Consider the following 26,207-nt stretch of genomic DNA (forward strand, 5'->3'; position numbering starts at 1 on the left):
CCGGTCTCAGTGTCCGGCCGCGATCTTGACGCCAGCGGCGAGCTGGTAGGTCGTGCCGCAGTACGGGCAGCGGCCGCGGCCTTCGTGGCTCAGGTCGATGTAGACCTTGGGATGCGTGCTCCACAGCGGCATCTTCGGGTTCGGGCAGAAGACGACGCCGGGGCCTTGCAGGTCGCTGGCGGTGACTTCGACGACGGCGGACGATTTATCGGTCATGGGTGCTTGTTTCGATTTCGGGAGAGGATGCGCTCAGACCTTGGTCAGCCATTCGGCGTACTTCGGGTTGCGGCCGTTGACGATGTCGAAGAACGCGGTCTGGATCTTCTCGGTGATCGGGCCGCGCGAGCCGGCGCCGAGCTCGATGCGGTCGAGTTCGCGGATCGGCGTGACTTCGGCGGCGGTGCCGGTGAAGAAGGCCTCGTCGGCGATGTAGACCTCGTCGCGCGTGATGCGCTTCTCGACCAGCTTCAGGCCGAGATCCTGGCAGATCGCGAACACGGTGTTGCGCGTGATGCCGTTGAGCGCGCCGGCCGACAGGTCGGGCGTGTAGACGACGCCGTTCTTGATCACGAAGATGTTCTCGCCGGCGCCTTCCGACACGAAGCCGCTGGCGTCGAGCAGCAGCGCCTCGTCGTAGCCGTCGTCGACGGCCTCGGTGTTGGCGAGGATCGAGTTCGAGTAGTTGGACACCGCCTTGGCCTGCGTCATCGTGATGTTGACGTGGTGGCGCGTGTAGCTCGAGGTCTTGACGCGGATGCCGCGCTTGAGGCCTTCCTCGCCGAGATAGGCGCCCCAGGCCCAGGCCGCGACCATCAGGTGGATCGTGTTGCCCTTGGGGCTGACGCCCAGCTTCTCGGAGCCGATCCACGTGAGCGGGCGCAGGTAGCAGCTCTCGAGCTTGTTCTCGCGCACGACGTCGAGCTGGGCCTTCATCACCTCGTCCGGCGTGAACGGGATCTTCATGCGCAGGATCTTGGCCGAGTTGAACAGGCGCTCGGTGTGCTCGCGCAGGCGGAAGATCGCCGGGCCGTTGACCGTGTTGTAGGCGCGCACCCCTTCGAAGGCGCCGCAGCCGTAGTGCAGCGTGTGGGTCAGGACGTGGATCTTGGCGTCGCGCCACTCGACGAGCTTGCCGTCCATCCAGATCTTGCCGTCGCGATCGTCCATGCCCATGGGGTTGCCTCGAAGAGAGTGGGAAAACCCGAATTCTAAGGTCGTTGGGCCGATTCCCGCCACGCGCCATCCTGCAGAATTCCAGCCCAGATGACACCCGCCAACCACCAGCTCGATCATTCCAGCCACCGCGCGACGGCCCCGCTGCCCCTGCACCTGCTGGCCCACGACGTCGACATCGCGCTGAACGTGGGCGCGCTGTTCCGCCTCGCCGACGCGCTCGGCGTCGAGCATCTGCACCTGACGGGCTCGTCGCCGCTGCCGCCCGACCCGAAGATCCGCAAGACCTCGCGCTCGGCCGAGCGGCATGTCGCGTGGTCCAGCGCCGCCGACCCGCTGGGCGTCGTCGCGACGCTGAAGTCCGAGGGTTGGCGCATCCTCAGCCTGGAGCTGAGCACCGGCAGCATCCCGCTGCACGAGCTGGCGCTGGCGCCGGGCGACCGGGTCTGCCTGATCGTCGGCGCCGAGAACGCCGGCGTCTGCCAGGCGCTGCTCGACGTCTCCGACCTCACCGTGCACATCCCCATGCGCGGCCAGAACTCGTCGATGAACGTGGCCAGCGCGTGCGCGATCGCCACCTACGAGATCGCGCGCCAGCTGGCGCGCTGATCAGGCCGATTCGGTGCGGCCCATGAAGCCGCTGGCGAGCGCGTCGGCCCAGTCGCCGCGGCCGTTGGCCTGCGCGCGGGTGGCGGCGGATGTCCAGTCGTAGGGCGTGGTGCGCAGCTGCACGTGCCAGGCGCCGCGGCGATCGCGCTCGACCAGCGCCCAGCGGGCGTCCGGCGAGCCGTTCTCGATGACGTGCGGCAGCGGGTGGACGTCGTCGTAGGCCTGCAGGCCGACGCTGCCCGGATTGACGACCAGCGGCCCGCCCGGCAGCGACATCGTGCGCGGCACGTGCGTGTGGCCGCACAGGATCAGCGACGCGGCCAGGCCCGCACGCGTGCCGCCGGGCGGCGTCTCGGCGGCGCGCTCGCTCAGCTCGGTGGGCGTGGCGGCGCGCACGCCGCGTTGGCCGTCCAGGCCGCAGCCCGACGTGACGCTCTCCAAGAAATAGACCAGGTCGCTCGCCGGCGTGCCGTGGCACAGCAGCACCTCGTCGAGCAGCCACTGCGTGGCGGGCAACGCGCCCAGCCACGCGCGCTCGGGCGCCTGCAGCGCGCGCGCCGCATACGCGTCGGACGCGCCCATGCGCGCGACGTCGGCGCCCAGCGCCTGGCGCTCGTGGTTGCCGGCGATCGTGTGCCAGCGCCCGGGTTCGGCGGCCTCGCGCGCCATCAGCCACTGCACGGTCTCGAGCGGCCACAGCGGGCCGGACGCGATGTCGCCGAGGTTGACGACGTGCGTCACGGCGGCGCGCTCGATCTCGGCCCAGACGGCCTCGAGCGCGGGCAGGTTGCCGTGGATGTCGGAGACGATGGCGATGCGCGTGGACGTCATTTGGCGGGATCGCATGGCGGGTAAACATCGCTAGGATACGCACGGTCGGCACGCCCTGCGCGCCCTGACGGCCGTCCCACCGGAAACCGCATGCCCATCCTCGACATCCACACCCGCGTCGCCGCGTGCCTGCACATCGTGCTGGCCGTCCTGGGACTGTTGTTCCTGCTGGCGATGGCGGCGCTCGTCGGCGCCTTCGGGGCGCTCGGGCCGAATTACGGCATCGACCGCCAGATCGCCGACTGGGTCGGCGGCGTCGGCATCCTGCTCATCGCGCTGTTCGCGCTGCTGCCGGTGCTCGAGATCATCGGCGCGGTGCTGCTGCTGCGCGGCAACGACACCGGCCGCATCTTCACGATCGTCTTCAGCGTGCTGAGCCTGGTCAACATTCCGATCGGCACCGCGGTTGGCGCTTACTCGCTGTGGGCGTTGCTGCGCGCGAAGCCGCCGCTGCCGCCCGCGACGCAGGCCGCGCCGATGCCGGCCGGAATGCAACAGCCGTTCTGAGGGCGTGAATCTCCGGGTCGGCGGCGGTGTCGTCGTCGGCAACGGGTCGGCAGGGCAGCATCTTTGCGCCATCGCGACGCGACGCGACGCGACGCCGCACGGCCCAAGCCCACGCCGCCGCCGCGTGCCCGACGCGCGCGTTCAGAGCCCGCGCAACACCTCGATCGCCTCCTCGATTCGCTCCACCGCGTGGATCGTCAGCCCTTCGATGGGCTTCTTGGGCGCGTTCGCCTTGGGCACGATGGCCACCGAGAAGCCCAGCTTGGCGGCCTCCTTCAGCCGATCCTGGCCACGCGGCGCCGGCCGAACCTCGCCGGCCAGGCCCACTTCGCCGAACGCGAGGAAGCCGCGCGGCAGCGCGCGGTTGCGGATCGAGCTCTGGATCGCCAGCAGCACGGCCAGGTCGGCGGCCGGCTCGCTGATGCGCACGCCGCCCACGGCGTTGACGAACACGTCCTGGTCGCCGGTGGACACGCCCGCGTGCCGATGGAGCACCGCCAGCAGCATCGCGAGGCGGTCGCGCTCCAGGCCGACCGACAGGCGGCGCGGGCTGGGGCCGCCGGCGTCGACCAGCGCCTGGATCTCGACCAGCATCGGCCGCGTGCCCTCCAGCGTGACCAGCACGCAGCTGCCCGGCACCGGCTCGCCGTGCGTGGACAGGAAGATCGCACTCGGGTTGGCCACGCCCTTGAGTCCGCGCTCGGTCATCGCGAACACGCCGATCTCGTTGACCGCGCCGAAGCGGTTCTTGAACGCGCGCACCAGGCGGAAGCTGGAATGCGTGTCACCCTCGAAGTAGAGCACCGTGTCGACGATGTGCTCCAGCACGCGCGGTCCGGCCAGGTTGCCGTCCTTGGTGACGTGGCCCACCAGCACGATGGTGCAGCCGCCCGACTTGGCGGTGCGCGTGAGCTGCGCCGAGCATTCGCGCACCTGCGCCACCGAGCCGGGCGCCGACGTGAGCTGCTCGGAGTAAAGCGTCTGGATCGAGTCGATGACGCAGAACGCCGGCTGCTCGGCCTCGATCGTCGCGAGGATGCGCTCCAGGTTGATCTCGGCCAGCACGCGCACGTGCGCACCGGTGAGATCGAGGCGGCGCGAGCGCAGCGCCAGCTGCGCGCCGGACTCCTCACCGGTGACGTAGAGCACCTTCATCTGCGTGGCCAGCGCGTCGACCGCCTGCAGCAGCAGCGTGCTTTTGCCGATGCCCGGGTCGCCGCCGATCAGCACCACGCCGCCGGCGACGATGCCCCCGCCCAGGACGCGATCGAGCTCCTCGATGCCGGTGGGCGTGCGGGCGATCTCGCCGGCGTCGATGTCGGCCAGCGTGGCCACCGGCTGGCTGCGCGTCAGGGCCTGGAAGCGGTTCTTGCTGGCCGCGGCGCCGGTGGGCTCGCCGACGCCTTCCTCCAGCGTGTTCCATTCGTTGCAGTGCGGGCACCGGCCCAGCCACTTCGGATTGGTGCCGCCGCAGGCGGAGCAGGTGTAGACGGTCTTGGGAGCAGCCATGGGCCCATTGTCGCCTACTGTTCAAATCCACAGGTCGACAAATGCACGGTTTATCGACCGGCGGGCGCTCGGCGCCGTTGCTGGTCGACCCGCCGCCGTCAGGCACCGCGAGAATGCGCCTGCCTGTCAGCGAGCGCCAACGAAGCGCGTCAACTGAGCGAGACCCCAGCGGCGCGGGCTAGGATGGCGGGATGACATCCCCCGCCATCCGCCGCGCCGCGCCCGCCGACGTCGACGCCCTCGCCCCGCTGTTCGACGCCTACCGACGCTTCTACGAGCAACCCGGCGACATCGCGCTGGCCAGCGCCTACCTGCATGACCGGCTGGAGCGCGGCGAATCGGTGATCTTCGTCGCCGAGGCCGACGGACAGTTGCTTGGCTTCTGCCAGCTGTACCCGACGTGGTGCTCGGTGGCCGCGGCACGCATCTTCGTGCTGTACGACCTGTTCGTGGACGACGGCGTGCGCCGCTCCGGCGTCGGCCGCCAGCTGATGCTCGCGGCGCAGGCGTTCGGGCGCGACGCCGGCGCGGTGCGGCTGGACCTCGGCACGGCGCGCACCAACGTCCGCGCCCAGGCCTTGTACGAATCGCTGGGCTGGCAGCGCGACGACATCTACCTGACCTACAACCTGTCGCTCGAGAGCGACTGACGCGCGAACCTGGAAGCCCCATCACCACCTCGGACGGGCGACATTCGTTCATGATGTCGGCCCGCCCCGGAAACCAAGCATGACCCTCACCACCTGGATCACCTTCTTCCTCGCCTGCTGGGCGATCAGCCTGTCGCCCGGCCCGGGCGCCGTCGCCGCGATGACCGCGGGCTTGAACCACGGCTTCCGGCGCGGCTACTTCATGGTGCTCGGACTCGTGCTGGGCATCTGGACACAGGTCGTGATCGTCGCCGCCGGCCTCGGGGCGGTCATCGCGGCGTCCAACACCGTGTTCACCGTGCTGAAGTTCTGCGGCGCGGCCTACCTCGTGTGGATCGGCGTCTCGCAATGGCGCGCCAGCGACAAGCCCATGGTCGCCGAGTCCCGCGACGCGCCCGTGTTGAGTCGCGGGCAGCTGATCCTGCGCGGCTGGGCCATCAACGCCACCAATCCCAAGGCGGCGGTGTTCATGCTGGCCGTCGTGACCAACTTCATCGACCCGGCACGGCCGCTGCTGCCGCAATACGTCGTCATCGCGCTGTCGCTGTCGTTCACCGACCTGGTCGTGATGGCCGGCTACGTGGCGCTGGCTTCGCGCGTGCTGCGCGCACTCAACGAGCCGCACCACGTGCGCATCATGAACCGCTGCTTCGGCGGCATGTTCGTGGTCGCGGGGACGCTGCTCGCCACGTTCCGCCGCAGTGCCTGAAGCGGAGCGCGCGATGACCGCAGCCACCCTCGTCATCCTCACCGGCGCCTCGCGCGGCCTGGGCGAGGCGATGGCCGCGCACTACCTGGCCGGCGGCGCCTTCGTGCTGGGCCTGTCGCGCGGGCAGTCGGCCGCGTTGAAGGCGAGCGGGGCGGGCGGACTGGCGCAATGGCCGGTCGACCTGTCCGACCCGCTGCCGGTGGCCGGGCGCCTGGCCGCCTGGCTGGCCGATTTCGAACGCCGCGCCGCCGGCGCGCTGCCCGGGCGCTTGCGCGTGATCCACAACGCCGCGCTGCTGAGCGCGCCCGGCAACGTCGCCGAGGCGGATCCGGCCGATCTCGCGCGCAGCCTGCGCATCGGCATCGAGGCGCCGGTCGCGCTGACGGCCGCGTTCCTGCGCGCCACGGCGCACTGGGCCGCCTCCGATCGCCGCGTGCTGTTCGTGTCGTCCGGCTTGGGCCGCCGCCCGATGGCCGGCAGCGCCGCCTACTGCGCCCAGAAGGCGGGCCTCGACCACTTCGCGCGCGCCCTCGCGCTGGAAGAACAGGCGCGACCGCACGGCGCGCGCGTGGCCTCGGTCGCACCGGGCATCATCGACACCGACATGCAGAAGCAGCTGCGCGGCGCCGACCCGCAGCGCTTCCCGGAGGCCGCGAAGTTCGACGAGTTCCACCGCAGCGGATCGCTGGACAGCCCCGCCACCGCCGCCGCCAAGGTGATCGCGCTGCTGGAGCGCGACGACTACGGCAGCAATCCGGTGACCGACGTCCGCGGCTGATCAGGCCGTCACGCTGACCGGCACGCGCAGCGCCAGCGCGCACATCAGCTCGTAGCCGATGGTGCCGGCCGGCCTGGCGACCTCGTCGATCGGCAGCAGCGAGTCGGCGGGCCCGTGGCCCCACAGCGTCACCTCCGAGCCGATACCCGCCTTCGGGAGCGGGCCGAGGTCGACGGTGATCATGTCCATCGACACGCGGCCGACGATGCGCGTGCGCACGCCGTCGACCAGCACCGGCGTGCCGGTGGGCGCGTGGCGCGGGTAGCCGTCGGCGTAGCCGCAGGCCACCACGCCGATGCGCATCGGGGCCTCGGCGGTGAACGCGCTGCCGTAGCCGACGGTGTCGCCGGGCTGCAGCTGCTGCACGCCGATCAGCTTGCTGCGCAGCGTCATCGCGGGGCGCAGCTTCCAGTCGGCGATCGTGCGCGCCGGGTAGTCGGGCGCGCTGCCATAGCTCATGATGCCGGCGCGCACCCAGTCGCCGCCGACGCGCGGCGTCGTCGCGAGCGGGTCGGCGCCGTGGCGCAGCGTGGCGGCGCTGTTGGACAGCGTGCGCTCGCCGGCCATGTCGGCGGTCGTCGCCTCGAACACGGCGAGCTGGTGGGCGATGCCGCGGTCGCCGTCGGCGTCCGAGAAGTGCGTCATCAGCGAGATCTCGTCGACCTGCGGCAGCAGCTCCAGCCGCGCGCGCGCGCCGCGGAAGGCGGTCGGCGTGAAGCCGAGCCGGTTCATGCCGCTGTTCAACTTCAGGAAGACCCTGTGCGGCGTGTGGGTCTTGTGCTCGGCGAGCCAGTCGATCTGCTGCTCGCAATGCACCGCGTGCCACAGGTCCAGCCGCGAGCACAGCTCGAGGTCGCGCTGCTCGAAGCAGCCTTCCAGCATCAGGATCGGCCCGCGCCAGCCGAGATCGCGGACGCGCCGCGCCTCGTCGAAATCGAGCAGCGCGAAGCCGTCCGCTCCTCGGAGGCCGTCGAACGCCCGCTCGATGCCGTGCCCGTAGGCGTTGGCCTTGACGACGGCCCAGACGCGCGCGTCGGGCGCGGCCTCGCGGGCCCGTCCGATGTTGTGGGCCAGGGCGTCGACGTGGATCAGGGCTTCGATGGGACGGGGCATTTCCCGATTCTGCCAGCGGCTTCGCGCCGCATGAAACGGGCCTTCGTCACGGAGGCGACAGGTTGGCGCATGCTATAAAGCCGCTCGCCCTATGGAGAGATTTCCCAGGCGCGGGGCCTCCTGGGTGGCCTCGACGCCGACGATGCCGAACGAATGAAAAGAGGTTTCTACACCATCATGTCGGCGCAGTTCTTCAGCTCGCTGGCTGACAACGCCTTGTTCGTTGCCGCCATCGAGTTGTTGAAAGGCGCCGGCGCGGCGGAGTGGCAGCGCGCGGCACTCGTGCCGATGTTCGCGCTGTTCTACGTCGTGCTCGCGCCCATCGTGGGGGCGTTCGCCGACGCCGTGCCCAAGGGCAAGGTGATGTTCTATTCGAACGGCATCAAGGTGGTCGGCTGCCTGATGATGCTGTTCGGCGCCAACCCGCTGATCTCGTACGCGATCGTCGGCCTGGGCGCCGCGGCCTACTCGCCGGCCAAGTACGGCATCCTCACCGAGCTGCTGCCGACGTCGCAGCTGGTCAAGGCCAACGGCTGGATCGAGGGCCTGACCATCATGTCCATCATCCTGGGCGTGCTGCTGGGCGGCCAGCTGGTGGGCCCGAAGATCGCGCCGGTGCTGCTGGGCGTGCACCTGCCGTGGATCGACCTGGGCATCGACACGCCGGCCCAGGCCGCCATCGCCTGCATGGTGCTGCTGTACATCGTCGCGGCGCTGTTCAACCTGCGCATCCCGCGCACCGACACCGAGATGGAGCCACTGACGGGCGGCGTGTCCGACCTGGTGCGCGACTTCAGCCAGTGCAACGCGCGCCTGTGGGACGACAAGCTGGGCCAGATCTCGCTGGCCACGACGACGCTGTTCTGGGGCGTGTCCAAGAACCTGCAGTACGTGGTGCTGGCCTGGGCCGGCGTCGCGCTGAGCTATTCGACGACGCGCGCGTCGTCGCTGGTGGGCGTGGTGGCGATCGGGACGGCGGCCGGCGCGGTGCTGGCGTCCATGTCGACGCGGCTCGATCACGCGGTGCGCGTCATCGTGCTGGGCGTCGTGATGGGCCTGCTGGTGGCCACGATGAACACGATCCACACCGTGATGATCGCCGCGCCGTTCCTGATCGTGCTGGGCGCGCTGGGCGGCTACCTGGTGGTGCCGATGAACGCGCTGCTGCAGCATCGCGGCCACAACCTGATGGGCTCGGGGCGCTCGATCGCGGTGCAGAACTTCAACGAGCAGGCGGCCATCCTGGGGCTGGGCGCGTTCTACACCGGCATGACGCGCATCGGGGTGTCGGTCTACGGCTCCATCACGATCTTCGGGCTGTTCACGGCCATCGTCAGCCTGCTGGTGATGTACTGGCACTGGCGCAACCTGAAGAACCATCCGGAGGAGCTGCGCAACCTCCTGGACATCGCCCGCAGCGACAAGCATTGAACGTGACGACCGCCTCGCTTCCGCGGCCCCGCTCCGCGGGACCGGTGCTCGCCCTGATGGTCAACGCCTTCGTGTGGGGCGTGTCCTGGTGGCCGTTCCGCCACCTGCAGGCGATGGGCCTGCATCCGCTGTGGGCCACGGCACAGATCTACGTGCTGTCGGCGCTCGCGATCATCGCCTGGCGGCCGGGCTCGCTGCGCCAGCTGCTGCGCCATCGCGCGCTGTGGCTGATCTTCCTCGCGTCGGGCGCCACCAACGCCACGTTCAACTGGGCGGTGAGCATCGGCGACGTCGTGCGCGTCGTGCTGCTGTTCTACCTGATGCCGCTGTGGTCGCTGCTGCTGGCGCGCGTGATCCTGAAGGAGAGGCTCACCCCCAGCTCGGTCGCGCGCGTCGCGATGGCGCTGGCGGGCGCGGCGCTCGTGCTGTCGCACGGCGAACCGTCGGCCGGCGGTGCGGGCCACCGCGCGGCGATCTTGCCGGACGTGCTCGCGCTGCTGGGCGGCTTCGCGTTCGCGCTGAACAACGTGATGCTCAAGCGCGAGTCGGCGCAGCCCGAGGAAGGCCGCGCGCTGGCGATGTTCTTCGGCGGCGCGGTGGTGGCGGGCGTCACGGCGACGCTGCTGTCGACGGGCGGCGCCGCGGGCGTGGGCTGGCCGGTGGGGCTGGACCAGTGGCTGCTGCCTGGCCTGGGCCTCGCGATCGCCTTCATGATGTCCAACCTGTGCCTGCAGTACGGCGCGGCCCGGTTGTCGGCGGCCGTCACGGCGGTGGTCATGCCCTGCGAGGTGCTGTTCGCCGCGCTCACGTCCGTCTGGTGGGGCGGCGCGATGCTGCACCCCGCGGTGCTGGTCGGCGGCGCGCTGATCCTGGCCGCCACGCTCGCCAGCGTGCTCGAGAAACACTGAGGCCGGCGTCGCGCGCGCGACGCGCGCGGACGCGGCGAACGATCTACCATCCGCACCACATCTCCAGGAGCCTCCATGTCCGCCAAGACGCTTTACGACTTTTCCGCCACCTCGATCCAGGGCAAGCCCGCCGACTTCGGCGCCCAGCGCGGCAAGGTCTTCGTGATCGTCAACACGGCCAGCAAGTGCGGCTTCACGCCGCAGTTCGCCGGCCTGGAGAAGCTCGCCGCCGACTACAAGGCCCGCGGCCTGGAGGTCGTCGGCTTCCCGTGCAACCAGTTCCTGTCGCAGGACCCGGGCTCCAACGAGGAGATCGAGAGCTTCTGCCAGCTGAACTACGGCGTCTCGTTCCCGATGATGGCCAAGGTGGACGTCAACGGCGCCAGCGCCGACCCGCTTTGGAAGTGGCTCAAGTCCGAGAAGCCTGGCATGCTGGGCATCGAGGCGATCAAGTGGAACTTCACCAAGTTCCTGGTCGGCAAGGACGGCAAGGTGATCAAGCGCTTCGCGCCGAACGACGAGCCCGATTCGATGCGCGCGGACATCGAGGCCGCGCTCGCGGCCTGAGCCGTCGCGCGCGCCGGCGGGCGCATGGCCATGGTCGCTGGATGCATTACGAAGGCTCGGGTGCAGGGCTCGTCGATAATCGACGGTCGTCCCTCCAACCGAGCCCAAGCCCCATGTTCGAGCACATTGAACCGTTCGCCGGTGACCCGATCCTGTCGTTGAACGAGGATTTCCAGAAGGATCCGCGTCCCCACAAGATCAACCTGTCGATCGGCATCTACTTCGACGACGAGGGGCGCATCCCGGTGCTCGATTGCGTGAAGAAGGCCGAGGCGCAGCTGCTCGAGAAGAGCGGCGCCAAGCCCTACCTGCCGATCGAGGGCAACGCCGATTTCCGCCGCGCCGTGCAGACGCTGCTGTTCGGCGCCGGCTCGAAGGCCGTGGCCGACGGCCGCGTCGTCACGCTGCAGACGGTGGGCTCCAGCAGCGCGCTGAAGGTCGGCGCCGACTTCATCAAGCGCTGGTTCCCCGACTCCGGCGTGTGGGTCAGCGACCCGACCTGGGACAACCACCGCTCGATGTTCGAGGGCGCGGGCATCAAGGTGTCGACCTATCCGTACTACGACGCGGCCACCGGCGGCCTGAAGTTCGACGCGATGGTCGCGGCGCTGTCCGACCTGCCCGCGCGCAGCATCGTGCTGCTGCACGCCTGCTGCCACAACCCGACCGGCGTCGACCTGACGCCGGCGCAGTGGGAAGCGCTGATCCCCGTCCTGAAGTCGCGCCAGCTGCTGCCCTTCCTCGACATCGCGTATCAAGGCTACGGCGACGGCATCGACGAGGACGCGTTCGCGATCCGCGCGCTGGCCGACGCCGGCGTGCCGTTCTTCTGCGCCAATTCGTTCTCCAAGAGCATGAGCCTGTATGGCGAACGCGCCGGCGGCCTGAGCGTCTGCTGCCCGACGGCCGCGGAGGCGCAGCTCGCGCTGGGCCAGCTCAAGGCGACGGTGCGCCGCAACTACTCGAGCCCGTCCATCCATGCCGGCGGGGTCGTCGCCACGGTGCTGGACTCGCCGGTGCTGCACGAGTCCTGGGTCGCCGACGTCAACGCGATGCGCACGCGCATCAAGACGATGCGCAAGACGCTGCATGGCGTGCTCAGCGCCAAGGTGCCCGGCCGCAACTTCGACTACTTCCTGACGCAGCGCGGCATGTTCAGCTACACGGGCCTGTCCGCAGCCCAGGTCGATCGCCTGCGCGAGGAGTTCGGCGTCTACCTGATCCGCTCGGGCCGCATGTGCGTGGCGGGGCTGAACACGCGCAACGTCGAGGCGACGGCCAACGCGATCGCCGCGGTGCTTTGAGCCATCGAGCAATCGGGGGCTCGCTCACTCCTCCAGGAACTTCCAGGTGTCCGCGCCGTCGAACTTGCGGACACGCACGGAGGCGATGAGCTGGGGATCGAAGTTGCCGAGGTGGACACCGTGCCTGGCGCCGGCCACCGCCTCGACCGGCTCCCAGTGGGTCACGCAGCCGCAATGCCGGCAGCGGATCGTGCGCAGGGTCCGGTCGCCCTGGACGTAGTCCTCGGTCGAGTCGGGGTGGCCTTCGATCGCCACCGTTCCGAACTCGAAATAGACCCACGGCCCCCCGATCCTGCGGCAGAGCGAGCAGTTGCACGATGTCGCGACTTCCGGGGTCGACGGCAGCGTGAGGCGGACAGCGCCGCAGTGACATGCGCCTTGATGCATTTCGGGACTCGCAGTTGATCCAGGACCAGGACAGGCTATCCGAAAGCCGCCCGCCGTGGCCCCGAATTTTCCCGCCGACCTGCCTGGCGCTAGCGCCGCACCAGGGTCTGCCGCGCCGCCGCGTCGACCAGCAGCTGCCGCAGCCAGCGATGCGCCGGGTCGTCGTCCTTGCGCAGGTGCCACACCATCTCGACGTTGACCGACGACAGCGACAGCGGCAGCGGCTTCTGCACCAGCCGGTGCTCGACGCCCGTGGCCGGCAGGAACTGCTGCGGCAGCACGGTCAGCAGGTCGGAGCGCGCGACGACGCTGCCGGCGGTGGCGAACTGGTTGACGGTCAGCACGATGCGGCGCTGGCGGCCCAGCGCGGCCAGCGCCTCGTCGACGAAGCCGTGCGCGCGGCCCGAGAAGGTGACGAGCAGGTGGTGCGCCGCGACGAAGGTGTCCAGCGTCAGCTCCGCGGCGGCCAGCGGGTGGTCGCGCCGCATCACGCAGACGTATTCGGTCGCGTAGAGCTGGCGATGGTGCAGCGTGGCCTCGTCGCCCTGGGCGACGATGGCGGCGATCGCGTTCGGGAAGTAGCCGACGGCCAGGTCGGCATCGGCCTCCTCGACCAGCCGGCGCGGGTCGCGCGTGGTCAGCGGCAGCACGCGGATGTTGGCCAGCGCCCGCGCCGCCTCGATCGCCGAGACCACCTGCGGCAGCAGCATCGCGGCGGTGGCGTCGGCCATGGCGATGTTGAAGGTGGCGGCGTCACGGGTCGGGTCGAAGCTGGGCGGCGACAGCGCGGCCTGCAACTGGGCCAGCGCGGCGCGCACCTGCGGCCACAGCAGCTCGGCGCGCGCGGTGCCGCGCATGCCGTGCGCGGTGCGATGGAACAGCTCCTCGCCGACCGCCCCATGCAGCCGTTTCAGTGCGTGGCTGGCCGCCGGCTGGGTCATCGCGAGGCGTTCCGCGGCGCGCGTGAGGCTGCCTTCGGCCATCACGGCATCGAAGACGCGCAACAGGTTGAGGTCCAGCGTGCGGAAGTTCACGGAGAAGAGGGGTCACCGGAGATATGCACAGTATGCATATCTTGGATGCTCAACATTCATTGGAGCATCCAGGGGAAAACCCTTAAAGTTCCTCCATCGCCTCTTATCGAGAGGCCTCAGCAGGGGACATCACCATGACCGCCATCACTTCCGGTACCTACGGCCACAGCCCGCTCTTCGGCGGCTCGCTGCGCCAACTCGCCAATTCGTTGTTCTCGTCGCGCCCCGCCGCGAAGAAGTCGGCCGCCGCGCCGATCAGCGCGACCTCGGTCGCCAGTTCGTTCCGCGTCCGCGTTCGCGAAGCCAACGAAGTGCGCGACCTGGCGCGCAGCGTCGAGCTGCACTCCCCGGGCTTCGCCGCCGACCTGTACGCCGCCGCGTCGCGCCACGAAGGCTACGACGACTGAGCTTGACGCCGGCTCCTGAGGAGCCGGTGCATCGAGGCGATCTCGCTATCGCTTCTCGACGATCGTGGGCACCAGTTGCAGCGCCGTGCGGATGCGCTCCGCCGCGCCCTTGGCATCGTCCCGCGTCACGTAAGGCCCGGCCTGCAGCTTGTTGAGGCCGTGGTCGTTGAAGACCGCCAGCAGCGGCGCCAGCCAGGGCTGCTCGTCGATGAGCCGGCGCTGGAAGTCCAGCGCGCCGTCACGCTGCTTGAACGCGCCCAGCTGGAGCCACCAGCCGATACCTGCCGTGGTATCGGCGCGTCCGCGCTCGTCGGGCTTGTCCGGCGCGCGCGCTGTGGTGCTGGCCACGACCGTCTCGCTGACCGTCGTCACAGCACCGGGCACGGCCGAGGCCGAATCCGCCGCCGCGGCGGCCCCCAGGTCGACCCCCGGTGCAGGCGTCGCGCTCGGCGCGCCGACGGCCGTCGCCGGACGCAGCGGGTCGACGGCCGCCGCCACCACGTCGCCGGACGTCGGCGGCAGCGGCGTCGCCACCGACGATGCCGCCGCGGCGACCGGCTTCGCGCGCGAGGTCGCCAGCGGGCGATCGAGATCGCCGACGGCCACCACGGCCGGCTTGTCGGCCGCCATCGTCGCCGGCTTGCTGAGCGCGGCGCCGGTGCGGATGTCGTCCTGCGTGATGCGCGTGATCTCCACCGGCGTGACGCCGTTGAGCACGCCCAGCTTCAGCGCCGCGGTGTACGACAGGTCGATGACGCGGCCCGGCGAGAACGGCCCGCGGTCGTTCACGCGCACGATCACCTCCTTGCCGTTGGACGGGTTGCGCACGCGCGCGTAGCTCGGGATCGGCAGCGTCTTGTGCGCGGCGGTCATCGCGTACATGTTGTAGGCCTCGCCGCTCGCGGTGCGATGCCCGTGGAACTTCTTGCCGTACCAGGACGCCAGGCCCTTCTCGGTCAGCGCGCGGTCGTCGGTCAACGGCACGTAGGTGTGGCCGGCGATCTCGTACGGCTTGTTCGGGCCGCCCGGGCGCACGGGCTCGATTTGCGGGACGGCGTCCGGCACGGCCTCCAGGTTGGGCGGCGGATGGGCCTCGGGGCCGTCGCGATCGGCGTTGCCGGGCGGCAGGCGCGAGACGTTGCCCGGGCCGGCCGGCGGGGTCGGCGTCGTCTGGCAGGCGGCCAGCACGGCCAGCAGCACGGGGGCGATCGTGAGGCGCAGCGCGCGCAGCGGCAGGGTCGGCGGCGATGGACGGGCGCGAGTCAGCATTCGGCGCGAGCTTACACCGCGTGCCGCCTACGACTGTCTCAGATGGCAAGCGACCTGGTGACCCGGCGCGATCTCCTTCAGCGCCGGCCGCTCGACGTCGCACAAGCCCTTCTGCGCGATCGGGCAGCGCGTGTGGAACGCGCATCCGGCGGGCGGATCGAGCGGGCTGGGCACGTCGCCCTTGAGCACGATGCGCGCGCGCCGCACGCGCGGGTCGGGCACCGGCACCGACGACAGCAGTGCCTCGGTGTACGGATGGCGCGGCCGCGTGTAGAGGTCGTGCGACGACGCGATCTCGACGATGCGCCCGAGGTACATCACGGCGACGCGGTCGCTGATGTGGCGCACCACGGACAGGTCGTGCGCGATGAACAGGTAAGCGAGGCCCAGACGCTGTTGCAGATCTTGCAACAGGTTCACGACCTGGGCCTGGATCGAGACGTCCAGCGCCGACACCGCCTCGTCGCAGACGATCAGCCGCGGGTTCGTCGCGAGCGCGCGCGCGATGCCGATGCGCTGGCGCTGGCCGCCCGAGAACTCGTGCGGATAGCGGCGCGCGTGTTCGGCCTTGAGCCCGACCAAGCTCAGCAGCTCGGCCACGCGCGCGGCGCGCTCGCCCGCGTTGGCCGCGAGCTGGTGGATCACGAGCCCCTCGCCGACGATCGCGCCGACCGTCATGCGCGGGTTGAGGCTGGCGAACGGATCCTGGAAGATGATCTGCATGGCGCTGGCCAGCGTGCGCCGCGCGGGGCCTTTCAGCGTGCCGGTGTCGACATTGTCGAAACGCACCTCGCCCGAAGTCGGCTCGACGAGGCGCAGCACGCAGCGGCCGGTGGTGCTCTTGCCGCAGCCGGACTCGCCGACCAGCCCGAGCGTGGTGCCGGCGTCGAGGTCGAAGCTCACGCCCTCGACGGCGTGCACCTGGCCCGTCTGGCGCTGCAGCAGGCCGCCGCGCACGGGGAAGCGCTTGACGAGATCGCGCACGCTCAGCAGCGGCGGGCTCATTGCGGCGCCTCCTCGAGGATGCAGGCGACCCGATGCCCGGGCCCGACCTGGCGCAGCGCGGGCGTCGCCTGCGTGCACGCGTCCCGCGCGTACGCGCAACGCGGCGCGAAGCGGCAGCCGGGCGGCGGCTCGACCAGCGACGGTACGGTGCCGGGTATCGACACCAGCCGCGACCCGCGCGAGGCGTCGGCGTCGATGCGAGGGATCGAGCGGATCAGCCCCTGCGTGTACGGATGCCACGGCCGCTCGAAGACCTCGTCGACGCTGCCCTCCTCGATCACCTGCCCGGCGTACATCACCACGACGCGCTGCGCGACCTCCGCGACCACGCCCATCGCGTGCGTGATCAGCAGCACGGCCATGCCCAGGCGCTGCTTGAGCTCGTCGAGCAGGTCGAGGATCTGGGCCTGGATCGTGACGTCCAGCGCGGTGGTCGGCTCGTCGGCGATTAGCAGGCGCGGCTTGCAGGCGAGCGCCATCGCGATCATCACGCGCTGGCGCATGCCGCCCGAGAACTGGTGCGGGTAGTCGTGCACGCGGCGCGACGGCTGCGGGATGTGCACCAGCGCCAGCAGTTCGGCGGCGCGTTCCATCGCCGCGGCGCGCGACAGGCCCTCGTGCAGCCGCAGCCCCTCGCAGATCTGCTCGCCCACCGTGTAGACCGGGTTCAGCGCGGTCATCGGTTCCTGGAACACGACGCCGATCTCGCGCCCGCGCAGCTTCTGCATCTCGGCCGGCGGCAGCGGCACGAGGTCGCGGCCGTCCCACAGCACCTGGCCGGCGACGATGCGCCCCGGCGGCATCGGCACCAGCTTGAGCACCGACATCGCCGTGACCGACTTGCCCGAACCCGACTCGCCGACGAGGCATACGGTCTCGCCGCTGTTGACCGACAGGTCGACGCCGTCGACCGCATGCACCCAGCCGTCGTCGGTCTTGAAGTGGGTCTTGAGACCGCGGATCTCGAGCAGCGCCATCTCAGAGCACCCTGCGCGGATCGAGCGCATCGCGCAGTCCGTCGCCGACGAAGTTGATGGCCATCACGGTCAGGAAGATCGCGCCGCCGGGAAACAGCGCCCAGTGCGCGGCGATGTCCAGGTGATCCTTGCTGTCGAACAGCAGCCGGCCCCAGGTCGGGATGTCGGGCGGAAAGCCCAGGCCGAGGAACGACAGCGTCGACTCCGCGATGATGGCCGAGGCCACGTTGATGGTGCCCGCGACGATCACCGGGCCGAGCGCGTTGGGCAGGATGTGGCGCCAGACGACACGCGTCGTGGTCGCGCCCAGCGCCCGCGCGGCCTCGACGAACTCCTTCTCGCGCAACGAGAAGAACTGCGCCCGCACCAGCCGCGCCACCTGCATCCAGCCGAACAGGCCGATGACCAGCACGATCAGCACGAACACGCCGCCCTCGGGCCCGAACACGGCCTTCAGCGGCTCGCGGAACAGGTAGATCAGCAGCAACAGCAGCGGCAGTTGCGGAAGCGACAGGAACAGGTCGGTGAGCCACATCAGCGCGGCGTCGACCGGGCCGCGCGAGATGCCGGCCACGGCACCGATGGTCACGCCCACCAGCACCGCCATCCCCATCGCCGCGACGCCCACCGCCAGCGAGATGCGGCCGCCGTAGAGCATGCGCGCCAGCAGGTCCTGGCCGAGGTCGTCGGTGCCGAACGGATGCGCCGCCGACGGGCCCCGCGTCGTCGCCGAGAAGTCGATCGCGTCGATCGGCATGCGCCACGCGAACGGCCCCAGCACGACGGCGGCGACGAGCAGCGCCAGCACGCCCAGGCTGATGGTGGCCATGCGGTGCCGCCGGAAGCGCCGCCAGGCCTCGGCCCACGGCGAGACCGGCCTACCGGTAAGCGATGCGGGGATCGAGGAGGCCATACAGCAGGTCGGCGACGAGGTTGAAGAGGATGACGAGCACGGAGAACACGAAGGTCACGCCCATGATCACCGGCGTGTCGTTGCGCAGGATCGCGTCGATCAGCAGCGAGCCGATGCCCGGCACGCGAAAGATCTGCTCGGTGACGATCGCGCCGCCGAACACCGTGGGCATCTGCAGCGCGACCAGCGTGACGACGGGGATCAGCGCATTGCGCAGCACGTGGCGCGTGATGACGCGGCGCTCGGGCAGGCCCTTGGAGCGCGCGGTCGTCACGTGGTCGAGGCGGATCACGTCAAGCACCGCGGAGCGCACGTAGCGCGTCCAGCCGGCGCCCTGGAACAGGCCCAGCACCGTCACCGGCATGACGGCCTGGCGCACGTGCTCGGCGACGGCGCGCCAGCCGGTGGCCTCGACGTCGGCGCGGTAGACGAAGGGCAGCCAGTCCAGCTTGATCGAGAACAGCAGGATCAGCAGGATGCCGGTGAAGAACGTCGGCAGCGAGAAACCGGCCAGCGTGATGGTGCTGGCGATGCGGTCGAACCACGAGTACGGCTTGACGGCCGACAGCGTGCCCACGGGAATCGCGATGGCCAGCGCCAGCAGCTGCGACGTGCCGATCAGCCCCAGCGTGACCGGCACGCGCTGCCAGATCAGCGTCGTGACGTCGATGCGGCTGATGAACGAGAAGCCCCAGTCGCCGTGCAGCATCGCCCAGAGCCAGTGCAGGTAGCGCAGCGGCACCGGGTCGTCGAGCCCGAGGCTGGCGCGCAGGTGCACGCGCACCTCGGGCGGCACGTTGGAGTTGGTGGCGAGCTCGGCGAACGGGTCGCCCGGCGCCAGCGCCAGCACCGCGAACAGCACGACGCTGATCCCCAGCAGGCTGGGCAGCGCCAGCGCCAGGCGGCGCAGGATGAAGCCTCCCATGCCTCAGGCGGCCACTAGGTGCGGAACCAGTCGTGGATGCCCGACATGTCCAGGTCCCAGCCGGTGAGCGGCGCCGAGATCGACTTGCTCAGCGCCGTGACCTGCGCGCGCACCGCCACCGGCACGACGTAGCCGGCGTTGCAGGCCATGTCGTTCATCTGGATGAACAGCGCGGCGCGCTTGACCGGGTCGAGCTCGTTCTCCGACGCGCGAAACGCCTTGTCGTACTCCGGGCTGGACCAGCGGCACTTGTTCGCCAGCTGCCAGCCGTTGGACTTCTGGCAGATTTCCCACGACACCCATTGCTGCATCGTGCGATCGGGGTCGGTGCCGGCGCGGCTGTTGAGGAACATCTCGATGTCCGAGAAGAACTTGCCGTAGGTGTCCGGGTTGGTCAGGTCCGACGAGAAGAACACCGACGCCTGCACCGTCTTCAGCTCGATCTCGATGCCGGCCTTGCTGCAGGCCTGCTTGACGATGGCCTGCACCTTCTGGCGCACCGAGTTGATCGAAGTCTGGAAGACCAGCTTCAGGCGCTTGCCGTCCTTGGCGCGCACGCCGTCGGCGCCGCGCTTCCATCCGGCGGCGTCGAGCAGCGCGTTGGCCTTGTCGACGTTGAACTCGGCGACGATCGCCTTGCTGTTGTACTGCGCCGGGTTGTTGAGCGCGTTCGCCGTGGCCGCGGCGGCGCGGCCGTAGACGAAGTCCTCGATGCTCTTGCGATCGATCAACAGCCCGAACGCCTTGCGCACCGCCGGGTCCGAGAAGGCGAAGTGCTTCGACTTCACGCTGGCGCGCTCGCCGTCGACCTCGGCCCAGGGGTCGGCCGCGTTGAGGAAGATCGACTCGGGATTGCCGGACGGCTTGAACACGACGCGGCCCTTGCCGGAAGCCTCCATCGTCTTCAACACGTTGTCCTCGACCTGGATGTTCCAGGCGTAGTCGAACTCGCCGGTCTGCAGCACCGCGCGCGCGGCCGACGTGGCGTCGCCGCCGCCCTTCATCTCGATGGTGTCGAAGAACGGCCGGTTGGGCAGGTGGTAGTTCGGATTCAGCTCGCCGCGCACGAGGTCGCCCGGCGTGAAGGCGACGAACCTGTACGGGCCGGTGCCCACGGGCTTCTGGTTGGCCGGCGCCTCGCGCGACTTCGCGCCCACGTAGCCCGAGAACAGGTGCTTGGGGATCAGCCAGAGGTTGCAGCTGCGATCCCAGATGGGCGTCGGCTTGAGGAAGTTGATGCGCACCGTGTGGACGTCGATCTTCTCGACGCTCCTGACGTTCGCGTAGAAGCCGACGCTGAACGCCCCGCCGGCCGGATCCGTGGCGTACTGCCAGTTGAAGACGACGTCGTCGGCCGTGAACGGCTGGCCGTCGTGCCATTGCACGTTCTGCTTCAGCTTCCAGGTGGTGGACAGGCCGTCGGCCGCGATGCCGCCGTTGGCACGGGTCGGGATCTCGGCGGCCAGCACCGGCACCAGCGCGCCGTCGGCGTCGTAGCGTGCGAGCGACTCGTAGAACGGGCGCGAGCCTTCCTGGTCCTTGGTGCCGGTGGCGAAGTGCGGGTTGAGCAGCGTCGGGCCTTGCCACAGCAGCAGGCGCAGCGGGCCGCCGCCGCCGCGCTTGGTCGGCTTGTAGGGCGCCTCGATGCTGCTGCCCTGGGCGACGGCGACGTCGGCCAGCATGGCCGATGCCAGCGGCACGCCCACGCCCAGCGCCACCATGCGGGCGATGAAGTCGCGCCGCGCCAGCTTGCCGTCGCGCACCTGGTCGACCAGGTCGCGCAGTGTCGTTTCGTTCATGGAGCCTCCCGCCGTGTCCGGGCGTGTGTCGCCGGTGTAGGCCGGACTCTAGGGGAATGCCAACGGGCGCGAGTAAGGGTCTACGCGCAGCCCGCAGTCGGGGCGCACGAAGGCGGTGCGATGCACCAGCATGTCCACTGGTTCCTACCCGGTGCGCGAAGCTGTTCGAGGTGATCCAATGCCTGCGCGCCCGATGCGGGCGCGAGAGCGCCAGAGCGATGCCGTCGCGTCGAGGGAACCCCTGCATGCCGATCGATCTGCTTCGCCAGTCTGCGCGCCTGGGCGCGTGGGCCGTCCTCGGTGCGGGCCTGTGCGCCTCCGCGGCCGTCATCCCGCCCGGCACGCCGCTCGCGGCGAAGCAGGAGATGGTGCGCAACAACGGCGAGGAACCCGAGTCTCTCGACCCGGCGCTGACCGAGTCGACCGCCGCCGGCAACATCCTGCAGGACCTGTTCGAGGGCCTGACCGCCGTCGACGATCACGGCCGGGTCGTGGCCGGTGTGGCGCAGTCGTGGCAGCAGACCGACCCGGCCACCTGGGTCTTCAAGCTGCGCCGGGATGCTCGCTGGTCCAATGGCGAGCCGGTCACAGCGCAGGATTTCGTCTACGGCTGGCAGCGACTGGTCGACCCGAAGACCGCCGCGCCGCAGGGCGCGATCTACGGCGCCTATCTCCTCAACGGCCTTGCCATCACGCAGGGCAGGATGCCGGCGTCCGCGCTCGGCGTACGCGCGATCGACGCCGGCACGCTGGAGGTCAGGACCGCCGGCCCGCTGACCTTCCTGCCGATGCTGCTGGTCAGCCCGCCGTTCAGCCCGGTGCCGCGAGCGACCGTCGAGAAGTTCGGCCGCGACTGGACCAAGCCGGGCAACATGGTCAGCGACGGCGCCTACGTGCTGAAGGACTGGCAGGTCAACAGCAAGGTCGTCGTCGAGAAGAGCCCGAAGTACTGGGACGCCGCCAACGTCGCGCTCACGCGGGTGACCTACCTGGCCGTGGCGGACGGCAACGCCGACCTGAAGCTCTACCAGTCCGGCGAGGAGGACATGGTGCTGCGCCTGCCGCCTGGCACGTACGCCTCGCTCAAGGCCCAGTATCCGAAGGACATCCACACCAGCGTGCTGGTCGCGATGCGCTTCTACAGCCTGAACACCGCCGACCCCTTGCTCAGGGACGTCCGCGTGCGCAAGGCGCTGTCCATGGTGATCGATCGCGAGATCCTGGCCGGCAAGATCACGGCCGATGGCCAGACGGCGCTCTACGGCATGACCGTCAAGGGCAGCGAAGGCGTCGACCCGGTGCGCTACGACTGGGCCGACTGGCCGATGGACAGGCGCGTTGCCGAGGCCCGCAGGCTGCTCGCCGAGGCCGGCGTGAAGCCCGGCACGCGGCTGGGCTTCGTCTACAACACCAGCGAGTACTACAAGAAGATGGCGATCTTCACGGCCTCCGAGTGGAAGACCAAGCTGGGCCTCGACACCGGACTCGACGCCATGGAGCTGAAGGTGCTGATGCGCCGATCGCACGACGGCAACTTCCAGGTCGGCCGCAAGAACTGGACGCCCGGCTACGCCGACATCACCGGCTTCCTGCAGCTGGTGCAATGCGGCGCGGAGGAGAACGACAGCCGCAGCTGCAACCAGGCCGCCGACGACCTGATCCACCAGGCGAGCGCGCTGTCCGACCCCGCCAGGCGCAAGGCGCTGATGACGCAGGCGACGCGGCTCGAGATGGACGACTACCCGATGATCCCGCTGCTGCAGATGTCCGTCGCGCGGCTCGTCAAGCCGTGGATCGGCGGCTACGACGACGCCAACGACCAGGACGCGTTCCGCAGCAAGGATTTCTACGTGATCAGGCACTGATCCCGTGGCCCGGAACCTGCTTCTCGGGATTGACGAGCGACCCCTATACTTCACCGCGCCGTGTCCCCGTCATTCTTGGAGTCTTCCGCAATGAGCCCGCGTCGCCAGCCACCGCTCGCACGAGCCCTTCTTGTCCTGGCACTCGGCGCGATCGCCGTCGCGACGGCGACCGCCGCCACCATTCCCCCGGGCACGCAGCTGGCGGCCAAGCAGGAGATGGTGCGCAACAACGGCGCCGAGCCGGAGTCGCTCGATCCGGCCTACATCGAGTCGGTCAACGGCGCGGAGATCGAGCGCGACCTGTTCGAGGGCCTGACGTCCACCAACCATCACGGCGACGTCGTGCCCGGCGTGGCCGAATCGTGGAAGCAGGCCGACGCCACGACCTGGGTCTTCACGCTGCGCAAGACGGCGGTCTGGTCCAACGGCCAGCCCGTCACGGCCGACGACTTCGTCTATGCGTGGCGGCGCTTCCTCGATCCGAAGACCGCGTCCAAGATCGCGAGCACCTACGGCATCTACCTGCTCAACGGCCTCGACGTCGTCGGCGGCAAGAAGCCGGTGACCGAGCTCGGCGTGCGGGCGATCGACAAGGAGACGCTGGAGGTCAGGACCGCCGGGCCGGTGTCGTTCCTGCCGCAGGTCGTGTCGGTGGCGCAGTATTCGCCGCAGCCGAAGGCGACGATCGAGAAGTTCGGGCGCGACTGGACCAAGCCGGGCAACATCGTGGGCAACGGCGCCTTCGTGCTGAAGGACTGGTCGGTCAACAGCAAGGTCGTCATCGAGAAGAACCCGAAGTACTGGGACGCGGCCAACGTGCAGCTGACGCGGGTGACCTTCCTGTGCGTGGAGGACAACAACGCCGACCTGAAGCTGTACCAGTCCGGCGAGGAGGACTTCATGCAGCAGCTGGCGCCCGGCGCGTACACGGCGCTCAAGGCGCAGTACCCGGCCGAGATGCACAACGGGCCGATGCTGGGCATCCGCTACTACTCGCTGAACAACCTTGATCCGCTGCTCAAGGACATCCGCGTGCGCAAGGCGCTGTCGATGGTGATCGACCGCGACATCCTCGCGAGCAAGGTGACCGCCGACGGCCAGGCGCCGTTGTATGGCCTGGCGGTCAAGGGCCTGGCGGGCATCAGCCAGACCCGCTACGACTGGGCCGACTGGCCCATGGACAAGCGCGTCGCGGAGGCCAGGAAGCTGCTGGCCGACGCCGGCGTGAAGCCGGGCACGCACGTGAAGTTCACGTACAACAACAGCGACTATCACAAGAAGATGGCGATCTTCGCGGCCTCCGAGTGGAAGACCAAGCTGGGCCTCGAGACCGACATGGACAGCCTCGAGTTCAAGGTGCTGATCCGCAAGCGCCACGACGGCGACTACCAGATCGGCCGCAACGGCTGGATCGCCACCTTCAACGACGCGACGATCTTCCTGGCGCTGGTGCAGTGCGGCTCGGAGTCCAACGACGACAAGAACTGCAACCCCAAGGCCGACGAGCTGATCGTGCAGGGCAACCAGCAGACGGATCCGGCCAGGCGCGAGGCGTTGCTGACGCAGGCCGCCAAGCTCGTGATGGACGACTATCCGATGATCCCGCTGCTGCAGTACACGGTGCCCCGGCTGATCAAGCCCTGGATCGGCGGCTACGACGATACGAACGGCACGGATCGCTATCGCAGCAAGGACTTCTACATCGTGAAGCACTGAGGCGGGCGAACCCGACATGTGGGCCTACGTCGTCAGACGCCTCCTCGTCACGATCCCCACGGTGCTCGCCGTGGTGACGATCTGCTACCTGCTGCTGCACTTCACGCCGGGCGGCCCGTTCGACAGCGAGCGCAAGGTGTCCGACGCGGTGCTGGCCAACCTGCAGGCCAAGTACCACCTCGACATGCCGCTGTGGAAGCAGTACCTGTATTACCTGGACAGCCTGCTGCACGGCGATCTCGGGGCGTCGTTCCGCTACGCCGACTGGTCGGTCAACGACCTCGTCGCGCGGGCGCTGCCGGTGTCGCTGGCGATCGGCGGCACCGCGATGGTCATCGCGGTGGTCGTCGGCGTGGCGATCGGCATCGTCGCGGCGCTGCGCCAGAACAGCGCGGTCGACTACGCCGTCATGCTGGTCGGCAACGTGGGCAGCGTGCTGCCCTCATTCGTGCTCGGGCCGGTTCTGGTGCTCGTCTTCGCGATCGCGCTGCCGTGGCTGCCGTCGGGGGGCTGGGACGACTTCGCGCCGCGCTACATGATCCTGCCGATCGCGCTGCTCACGCTGATCAACATCTCCACGATCGGCCGCATCATGCGCGGCAGCCTGATCGAGGTGCTCAGCTCCAACTTCATCCGCACCGCGCGCGCCAAGGGCCTGCCGATGCGCGTGGTCGTGATGCGTCACGCGCTGCGGCCGGCGCTTCTGCCGGTCGTCTCGGTGATCGGGCCGCTGGCGATCGCGTCGATCACGTCGGCCATCGTCACCGAGTCCTGGTTCTCGATTCCCGGGCTGGGCAAGCTGATCGTCAACGGCGCCTCCGACCGCGACTACACGCTGGTGCTCGGGCTCGTCGTGCTGGTCACGGTGCTGGCGGTGTTCCTGAACCTGGTCGTCGACCTGATGTACGCCTGGCTCGACCCGAAGATCCGATATTGATGACTGCCGCTCTCACTCCCGTCGACATCGCCCCCGCCGGGCGCAGCCCGTGGCGAGACGCCCGCGTGCGCTTCCTGCGCAACCGCGCCGCGGTCGCCAGCGTCGTCGTGCTCTCGATCATCGCGCTGGCGTGCGTGTTCGGCCCGATGCTGCTGCCCAACGCGTTCGACTCCGTCGACTGGAACCTGATGAGCGCCGCGCCGACGCGCGCCGGCTGGCACCTGTTCGGCACCGACGAGCTCGGGCGCGACCTGCTGGTGCGCACGCTGATCGGCGGGCGCATCTCGCTGCTGGTGGGCGTGCTGGCGACGCTGGTGTCGGTGACGATCGGCGTCGTCTGGGGCGCCGTGGCGGGCTTCGCCGGCGGGCGTGTCGACAGCGTGATGATGCGCATCGTCGATATGGCCTACGCCGTGCCGTACCTGCTGATCGCCATCCTCGTGGTCACCGTGTTCGGGCGCGACATCCTGCTGGTGGTCGCGGCGATCGCGGCGTTCTCGTGGCTGGACATGGCGCGCGTGGTGCGCGGCCAGACGCTGTCGATCAAGTCGCGCGAGTTCGTCGAAGCCGCGCGCGCGATCGGCGTGCCCACGTGGCGCATCATCTTCCAGCACGTCGTGCCCAACCTGATGGGCGTGGTCGTGATCTACACGTCCATCGTCGTGCCGGGCGTGATCCTGAGCGAGTCGGTGCTGTCGTTCCTCGGTCTTGGCGTGCAGGAGCCGATGACCAGCTGGGGCGTGCTGATCCACGACGGCGCCGCCGTGATGTCGGCCACGCCGTGGATGCTGCTGTTCCCGGCCGCGGCGCTGTCGATCACGCTGTATTGCGCCAACTTCATCGGCGACGGCCTGCGCGACGCGCTCGACCCGAAGGAGCGCTGA

Annotated in this window: 27 protein-coding genes; 14 read left to right on the forward strand and 13 right to left on the reverse strand. The window is 69.6% G+C overall.

Annotated features, from left to right (window positions below; translation table 11 throughout):
• Positions 1 to 6 precede the first annotated feature (6 nt).
• Both LPC04_RS18515 and LPC04_RS18520 read right to left on the reverse strand, forming a co-directional pair.
• Entirely contained in the window at positions 7 to 216 is a 210-nt protein-coding gene (locus LPC04_RS18515) for a zinc-finger domain-containing protein (RefSeq protein ID WP_275683742.1), read from the reverse strand.
• Between the two features lie 33 nt (positions 217 to 249).
• Positions 250 to 1,173, reverse strand: a complete 924-nt coding sequence (locus LPC04_RS18520; protein ID WP_275683743.1) for a branched-chain amino acid transaminase — start codon at positions 1,171 to 1,173, stop codon at positions 250 to 252.
• A gap of 90 nt (positions 1,174 to 1,263) precedes the next feature.
• On the opposite strand from LPC04_RS18520, the gene LPC04_RS18525 reads away from it, so the two are divergent.
• The gene (locus tag LPC04_RS18525) at positions 1,264 to 1,782 is read left to right on the forward strand and encodes a TrmH family RNA methyltransferase (RefSeq protein WP_275683744.1); all 519 of its coding nucleotides are present in this window, start codon (positions 1,264 to 1,266) and stop codon (positions 1,780 to 1,782) included.
• On the opposite strand, the gene LPC04_RS18530 is transcribed toward LPC04_RS18525, so the two are convergent.
• Entirely contained in the window at positions 1,783 to 2,628 is an 846-nt protein-coding gene (locus tag LPC04_RS18530; RefSeq protein ID WP_275683745.1) for a metallophosphoesterase family protein, read from the reverse strand. It abuts the gene before it with no gap.
• A 75-nt stretch (positions 2,629 to 2,703) separates the two neighbouring features.
• Between LPC04_RS18530 and LPC04_RS18535 the strand changes: the two genes are divergently transcribed.
• Positions 2,704 to 3,120 carry a hypothetical protein gene (locus LPC04_RS18535; RefSeq protein WP_275683746.1) on the forward strand — a complete coding sequence of 139 codons (417 nt, stop codon included), beginning with the start codon at positions 2,704 to 2,706 and terminating at the stop codon, positions 3,118 to 3,120.
• A gap of 141 nt (positions 3,121 to 3,261) precedes the next feature.
• Here the strand turns inward: LPC04_RS18535 and radA are convergent, their stop codons facing one another.
• Positions 3,262 to 4,629, reverse strand: a complete 1,368-nt coding sequence (gene radA, locus LPC04_RS18540) for a DNA repair protein RadA (protein WP_275683747.1) — start codon at positions 4,627 to 4,629, stop codon at positions 3,262 to 3,264.
• 191 nt (positions 4,630 to 4,820) lie between these two features.
• Here radA and LPC04_RS18545 point away from each other — a divergent pair, with 191 nt between their 5' ends.
• The 3 genes from LPC04_RS18545 (at position 4,821) to LPC04_RS18555 (ending at position 6,766) form a co-directional block, all read left to right on the forward strand.
• Positions 4,821 to 5,279: a GNAT family N-acetyltransferase gene (locus tag LPC04_RS18545; protein ID WP_275683748.1), complete on the forward strand. Its 459-nt coding sequence runs from the start codon at positions 4,821 to 4,823 to the stop codon at positions 5,277 to 5,279.
• 79 nt (positions 5,280 to 5,358) lie between these two features.
• A complete protein-coding gene (locus tag LPC04_RS18550) occupies positions 5,359 to 5,988 on the forward strand; it encodes a LysE family transporter (protein ID WP_275683749.1) in 630 nt (209 codons plus the stop codon).
• Between the two features lie 13 nt (positions 5,989 to 6,001).
• Complete coding sequence (locus LPC04_RS18555; RefSeq protein WP_275683750.1) at positions 6,002 to 6,766, forward strand: SDR family NAD(P)-dependent oxidoreductase; 765 nt, start codon at positions 6,002 to 6,004, stop codon at positions 6,764 to 6,766.
• Here the strand turns inward: LPC04_RS18555 and alr are convergent, their stop codons facing one another.
• Positions 6,767 to 7,879 (reverse strand): alanine racemase, encoded by a 1,113-nt coding sequence (gene alr / locus LPC04_RS18560; protein WP_275683751.1) that lies wholly within the window; start codon positions 7,877 to 7,879, stop codon positions 6,767 to 6,769.
• Between the two features lie 153 nt (positions 7,880 to 8,032).
• Here alr and lplT point away from each other — a divergent pair, with 153 nt between their 5' ends.
• The 4 genes from lplT (at position 8,033) to LPC04_RS18580 (ending at position 12,089) form a co-directional block, all read left to right on the forward strand.
• Positions 8,033 to 9,310, forward strand: a complete 1,278-nt coding sequence (lplT, locus tag LPC04_RS18565) for a lysophospholipid transporter LplT (protein WP_275683752.1) — start codon at positions 8,033 to 8,035, stop codon at positions 9,308 to 9,310.
• 2 nt (positions 9,311 to 9,312) lie between these two features.
• Positions 9,313 to 10,218 carry a DMT family transporter gene (locus LPC04_RS18570; protein WP_338055447.1) on the forward strand — a complete coding sequence of 302 codons (906 nt, stop codon included), beginning with the start codon at positions 9,313 to 9,315 and terminating at the stop codon, positions 10,216 to 10,218.
• A gap of 75 nt (positions 10,219 to 10,293) precedes the next feature.
• Positions 10,294 to 10,785, forward strand: coding sequence for a glutathione peroxidase (locus LPC04_RS18575; RefSeq protein WP_275683753.1), 492 nt, complete (start codon positions 10,294 to 10,296; stop codon positions 10,783 to 10,785).
• A gap of 113 nt (positions 10,786 to 10,898) precedes the next feature.
• Positions 10,899 to 12,089, forward strand: a complete 1,191-nt coding sequence (locus LPC04_RS18580; protein ID WP_275683754.1) for an amino acid aminotransferase — start codon at positions 10,899 to 10,901, stop codon at positions 12,087 to 12,089.
• 24 nt (positions 12,090 to 12,113) lie between these two features.
• On the opposite strand, the gene LPC04_RS18585 is transcribed toward LPC04_RS18580, so the two are convergent.
• Entirely contained in the window at positions 12,114 to 12,476 is a 363-nt protein-coding gene (locus LPC04_RS18585) for a GFA family protein (protein ID WP_275683755.1), read from the reverse strand.
• Positions 12,477 to 12,565: 89 nt separating this feature from the next.
• On the reverse strand, positions 12,566 to 13,510 hold the full coding sequence (locus LPC04_RS18590) for a LysR family transcriptional regulator (RefSeq protein ID WP_275683756.1): 945 nt from the start codon (positions 13,508 to 13,510) through the stop codon (positions 12,566 to 12,568).
• Between the two features lie 134 nt (positions 13,511 to 13,644).
• Here LPC04_RS18590 and LPC04_RS18595 point away from each other — a divergent pair, with 134 nt between their 5' ends.
• Entirely contained in the window at positions 13,645 to 13,917 is a 273-nt protein-coding gene (locus LPC04_RS18595) for a hypothetical protein (protein ID WP_275683757.1), read from the forward strand.
• A gap of 45 nt (positions 13,918 to 13,962) precedes the next feature.
• On the opposite strand, the gene LPC04_RS18600 is transcribed toward LPC04_RS18595, so the two are convergent.
• Genes LPC04_RS18600 through LPC04_RS18625 form a run of 6 tightly spaced genes read right to left on the reverse strand, consistent with a single transcriptional unit; the run spans position 13,963 to position 20,805 of the window.
• On the reverse strand, positions 13,963 to 15,186 hold the full coding sequence (locus tag LPC04_RS18600; RefSeq protein ID WP_275683758.1) for a septal ring lytic transglycosylase RlpA family protein: 1,224 nt from the start codon (positions 15,184 to 15,186) through the stop codon (positions 13,963 to 13,965).
• Between the two features lie 27 nt (positions 15,187 to 15,213).
• Positions 15,214 to 16,191: an ABC transporter ATP-binding protein gene (locus LPC04_RS18605; RefSeq protein ID WP_275683759.1), complete on the reverse strand. Its 978-nt coding sequence runs from the start codon at positions 16,189 to 16,191 to the stop codon at positions 15,214 to 15,216.
• Positions 16,188 to 17,168: an ABC transporter ATP-binding protein gene (locus LPC04_RS18610; RefSeq protein ID WP_275683760.1), complete on the reverse strand. Its 981-nt coding sequence runs from the start codon at positions 17,166 to 17,168 to the stop codon at positions 16,188 to 16,190. Before LPC04_RS18610 ends, LPC04_RS18605 begins: the two co-directional genes overlap by 4 nt.
• A gap of 1 nt (position 17,169) precedes the next feature.
• Complete coding sequence (locus tag LPC04_RS18615; RefSeq protein WP_275683761.1) at positions 17,170 to 18,081, reverse strand: ABC transporter permease; 912 nt, start codon at positions 18,079 to 18,081, stop codon at positions 17,170 to 17,172.
• Positions 18,047 to 19,006 carry an ABC transporter permease gene (locus LPC04_RS18620; protein WP_275683762.1) on the reverse strand — a complete coding sequence of 320 codons (960 nt, stop codon included), beginning with the start codon at positions 19,004 to 19,006 and terminating at the stop codon, positions 18,047 to 18,049. Before LPC04_RS18620 ends, LPC04_RS18615 begins: the two co-directional genes overlap by 35 nt.
• Positions 19,007 to 19,020: 14 nt before the next feature.
• Positions 19,021 to 20,805 (reverse strand): peptide ABC transporter substrate-binding protein, encoded by a 1,785-nt coding sequence (locus LPC04_RS18625; RefSeq protein ID WP_275683763.1) that lies wholly within the window; start codon positions 20,803 to 20,805, stop codon positions 19,021 to 19,023.
• Between the two features lie 245 nt (positions 20,806 to 21,050).
• Between LPC04_RS18625 and LPC04_RS18630 the strand changes: the two genes are divergently transcribed.
• The 4 genes from LPC04_RS18630 to LPC04_RS18645 all read left to right on the forward strand — a co-directional run bounded on the left by LPC04_RS18630 (position 21,051) and on the right by LPC04_RS18645 (position 26,207).
• Positions 21,051 to 22,670, forward strand: a complete 1,620-nt coding sequence (locus LPC04_RS18630) for a peptide ABC transporter substrate-binding protein (RefSeq protein WP_275683764.1) — start codon at positions 21,051 to 21,053, stop codon at positions 22,668 to 22,670.
• A 90-nt stretch (positions 22,671 to 22,760) separates the two neighbouring features.
• Positions 22,761 to 24,386, forward strand: coding sequence for a peptide ABC transporter substrate-binding protein (locus LPC04_RS18635; protein WP_275683765.1), 1,626 nt, complete (start codon positions 22,761 to 22,763; stop codon positions 24,384 to 24,386).
• Positions 24,387 to 24,402: 16 nt separating this feature from the next.
• Positions 24,403 to 25,323, forward strand: coding sequence for an oligopeptide ABC transporter permease OppB (oppB, locus tag LPC04_RS18640; RefSeq protein ID WP_275683766.1), 921 nt, complete (start codon positions 24,403 to 24,405; stop codon positions 25,321 to 25,323).
• On the forward strand, positions 25,323 to 26,207 hold the full coding sequence (locus tag LPC04_RS18645) for an ABC transporter permease subunit (RefSeq protein WP_275683767.1): 885 nt from the start codon (positions 25,323 to 25,325) through the stop codon (positions 26,205 to 26,207). Before oppB ends, LPC04_RS18645 begins: the two co-directional genes overlap by 1 nt.

It is taken from the genome of Scleromatobacter humisilvae (assembly GCF_023231945.1).
GTDB lineage: Bacteria > Pseudomonadota > Gammaproteobacteria > Burkholderiales > Burkholderiaceae_C > Scleromatobacter > Scleromatobacter humisilvae.

What these genes read in the sequence shown, in the direction of transcription:
- LPC04_RS18515 (WP_275683742.1), bottom strand. Translation starts at nt 216, where the DNA reads ATGACCGATAAATCGTCCGCCGTCGTCGAAGTCACCGCCAGCGACCTG.
- LPC04_RS18520 (WP_275683743.1), bottom strand. Translation starts at nt 1,173, where the DNA reads ATGGGCATGGACGATCGCGACGGCAAGATCTGGATGGACGGCAAGCTC.
- LPC04_RS18525 (WP_275683744.1), top strand. Translation starts at nt 1,264, where the DNA reads ATGACACCCGCCAACCACCAGCTCGATCATTCCAGCCACCGCGCGACG.
- LPC04_RS18530 (WP_275683745.1), bottom strand. Translation starts at nt 2,628, where the DNA reads ATGCGATCCCGCCAAATGACGTCCACGCGCATCGCCATCGTCTCCGAC.
- LPC04_RS18535 (WP_275683746.1), top strand. Translation starts at nt 2,704, where the DNA reads ATGCCCATCCTCGACATCCACACCCGCGTCGCCGCGTGCCTGCACATC.
- radA (WP_275683747.1), bottom strand. Translation starts at nt 4,629, where the DNA reads ATGGCTGCTCCCAAGACCGTCTACACCTGCTCCGCCTGCGGCGGCACC.
- LPC04_RS18545 (WP_275683748.1), top strand. Translation starts at nt 4,821, where the DNA reads ATGACATCCCCCGCCATCCGCCGCGCCGCGCCCGCCGACGTCGACGCC.
- LPC04_RS18550 (WP_275683749.1), top strand. Translation starts at nt 5,359, where the DNA reads ATGACCCTCACCACCTGGATCACCTTCTTCCTCGCCTGCTGGGCGATC.
- LPC04_RS18555 (WP_275683750.1), top strand. Translation starts at nt 6,002, where the DNA reads ATGACCGCAGCCACCCTCGTCATCCTCACCGGCGCCTCGCGCGGCCTG.
- alr (WP_275683751.1), bottom strand. Translation starts at nt 7,879, where the DNA reads ATGCCCCGTCCCATCGAAGCCCTGATCCACGTCGACGCCCTGGCCCAC.
- lplT (WP_275683752.1), top strand. Translation starts at nt 8,033, where the DNA reads ATGAAAAGAGGTTTCTACACCATCATGTCGGCGCAGTTCTTCAGCTCG.
- LPC04_RS18575 (WP_275683753.1), top strand. Translation starts at nt 10,294, where the DNA reads ATGTCCGCCAAGACGCTTTACGACTTTTCCGCCACCTCGATCCAGGGC.
- LPC04_RS18580 (WP_275683754.1), top strand. Translation starts at nt 10,899, where the DNA reads ATGTTCGAGCACATTGAACCGTTCGCCGGTGACCCGATCCTGTCGTTG.
- LPC04_RS18585 (WP_275683755.1), bottom strand. Translation starts at nt 12,476, where the DNA reads ATGCATCAAGGCGCATGTCACTGCGGCGCTGTCCGCCTCACGCTGCCG.
- LPC04_RS18595 (WP_275683757.1), top strand. Translation starts at nt 13,645, where the DNA reads ATGACCGCCATCACTTCCGGTACCTACGGCCACAGCCCGCTCTTCGGC.
- LPC04_RS18600 (WP_275683758.1), bottom strand. Translation starts at nt 15,186, where the DNA reads ATGCTGACTCGCGCCCGTCCATCGCCGCCGACCCTGCCGCTGCGCGCG.
- LPC04_RS18605 (WP_275683759.1), bottom strand. Translation starts at nt 16,191, where the DNA reads ATGAGCCCGCCGCTGCTGAGCGTGCGCGATCTCGTCAAGCGCTTCCCC.
- LPC04_RS18610 (WP_275683760.1), bottom strand. Translation starts at nt 17,168, where the DNA reads ATGGCGCTGCTCGAGATCCGCGGTCTCAAGACCCACTTCAAGACCGAC.
- LPC04_RS18615 (WP_275683761.1), bottom strand. Translation starts at nt 18,081, where the DNA reads ATGGCCTCCTCGATCCCCGCATCGCTTACCGGTAGGCCGGTCTCGCCG.
- LPC04_RS18620 (WP_275683762.1), bottom strand. Translation starts at nt 19,006, where the DNA reads ATGGGAGGCTTCATCCTGCGCCGCCTGGCGCTGGCGCTGCCCAGCCTG.
- LPC04_RS18625 (WP_275683763.1), bottom strand. Translation starts at nt 20,805, where the DNA reads ATGAACGAAACGACACTGCGCGACCTGGTCGACCAGGTGCGCGACGGC.
- LPC04_RS18630 (WP_275683764.1), top strand. Translation starts at nt 21,051, where the DNA reads ATGCCGATCGATCTGCTTCGCCAGTCTGCGCGCCTGGGCGCGTGGGCC.
- LPC04_RS18635 (WP_275683765.1), top strand. Translation starts at nt 22,761, where the DNA reads ATGAGCCCGCGTCGCCAGCCACCGCTCGCACGAGCCCTTCTTGTCCTG.
- oppB (WP_275683766.1), top strand. Translation starts at nt 24,403, where the DNA reads ATGTGGGCCTACGTCGTCAGACGCCTCCTCGTCACGATCCCCACGGTG.
- LPC04_RS18645 (WP_275683767.1), top strand. Translation starts at nt 25,323, where the DNA reads ATGACTGCCGCTCTCACTCCCGTCGACATCGCCCCCGCCGGGCGCAGC.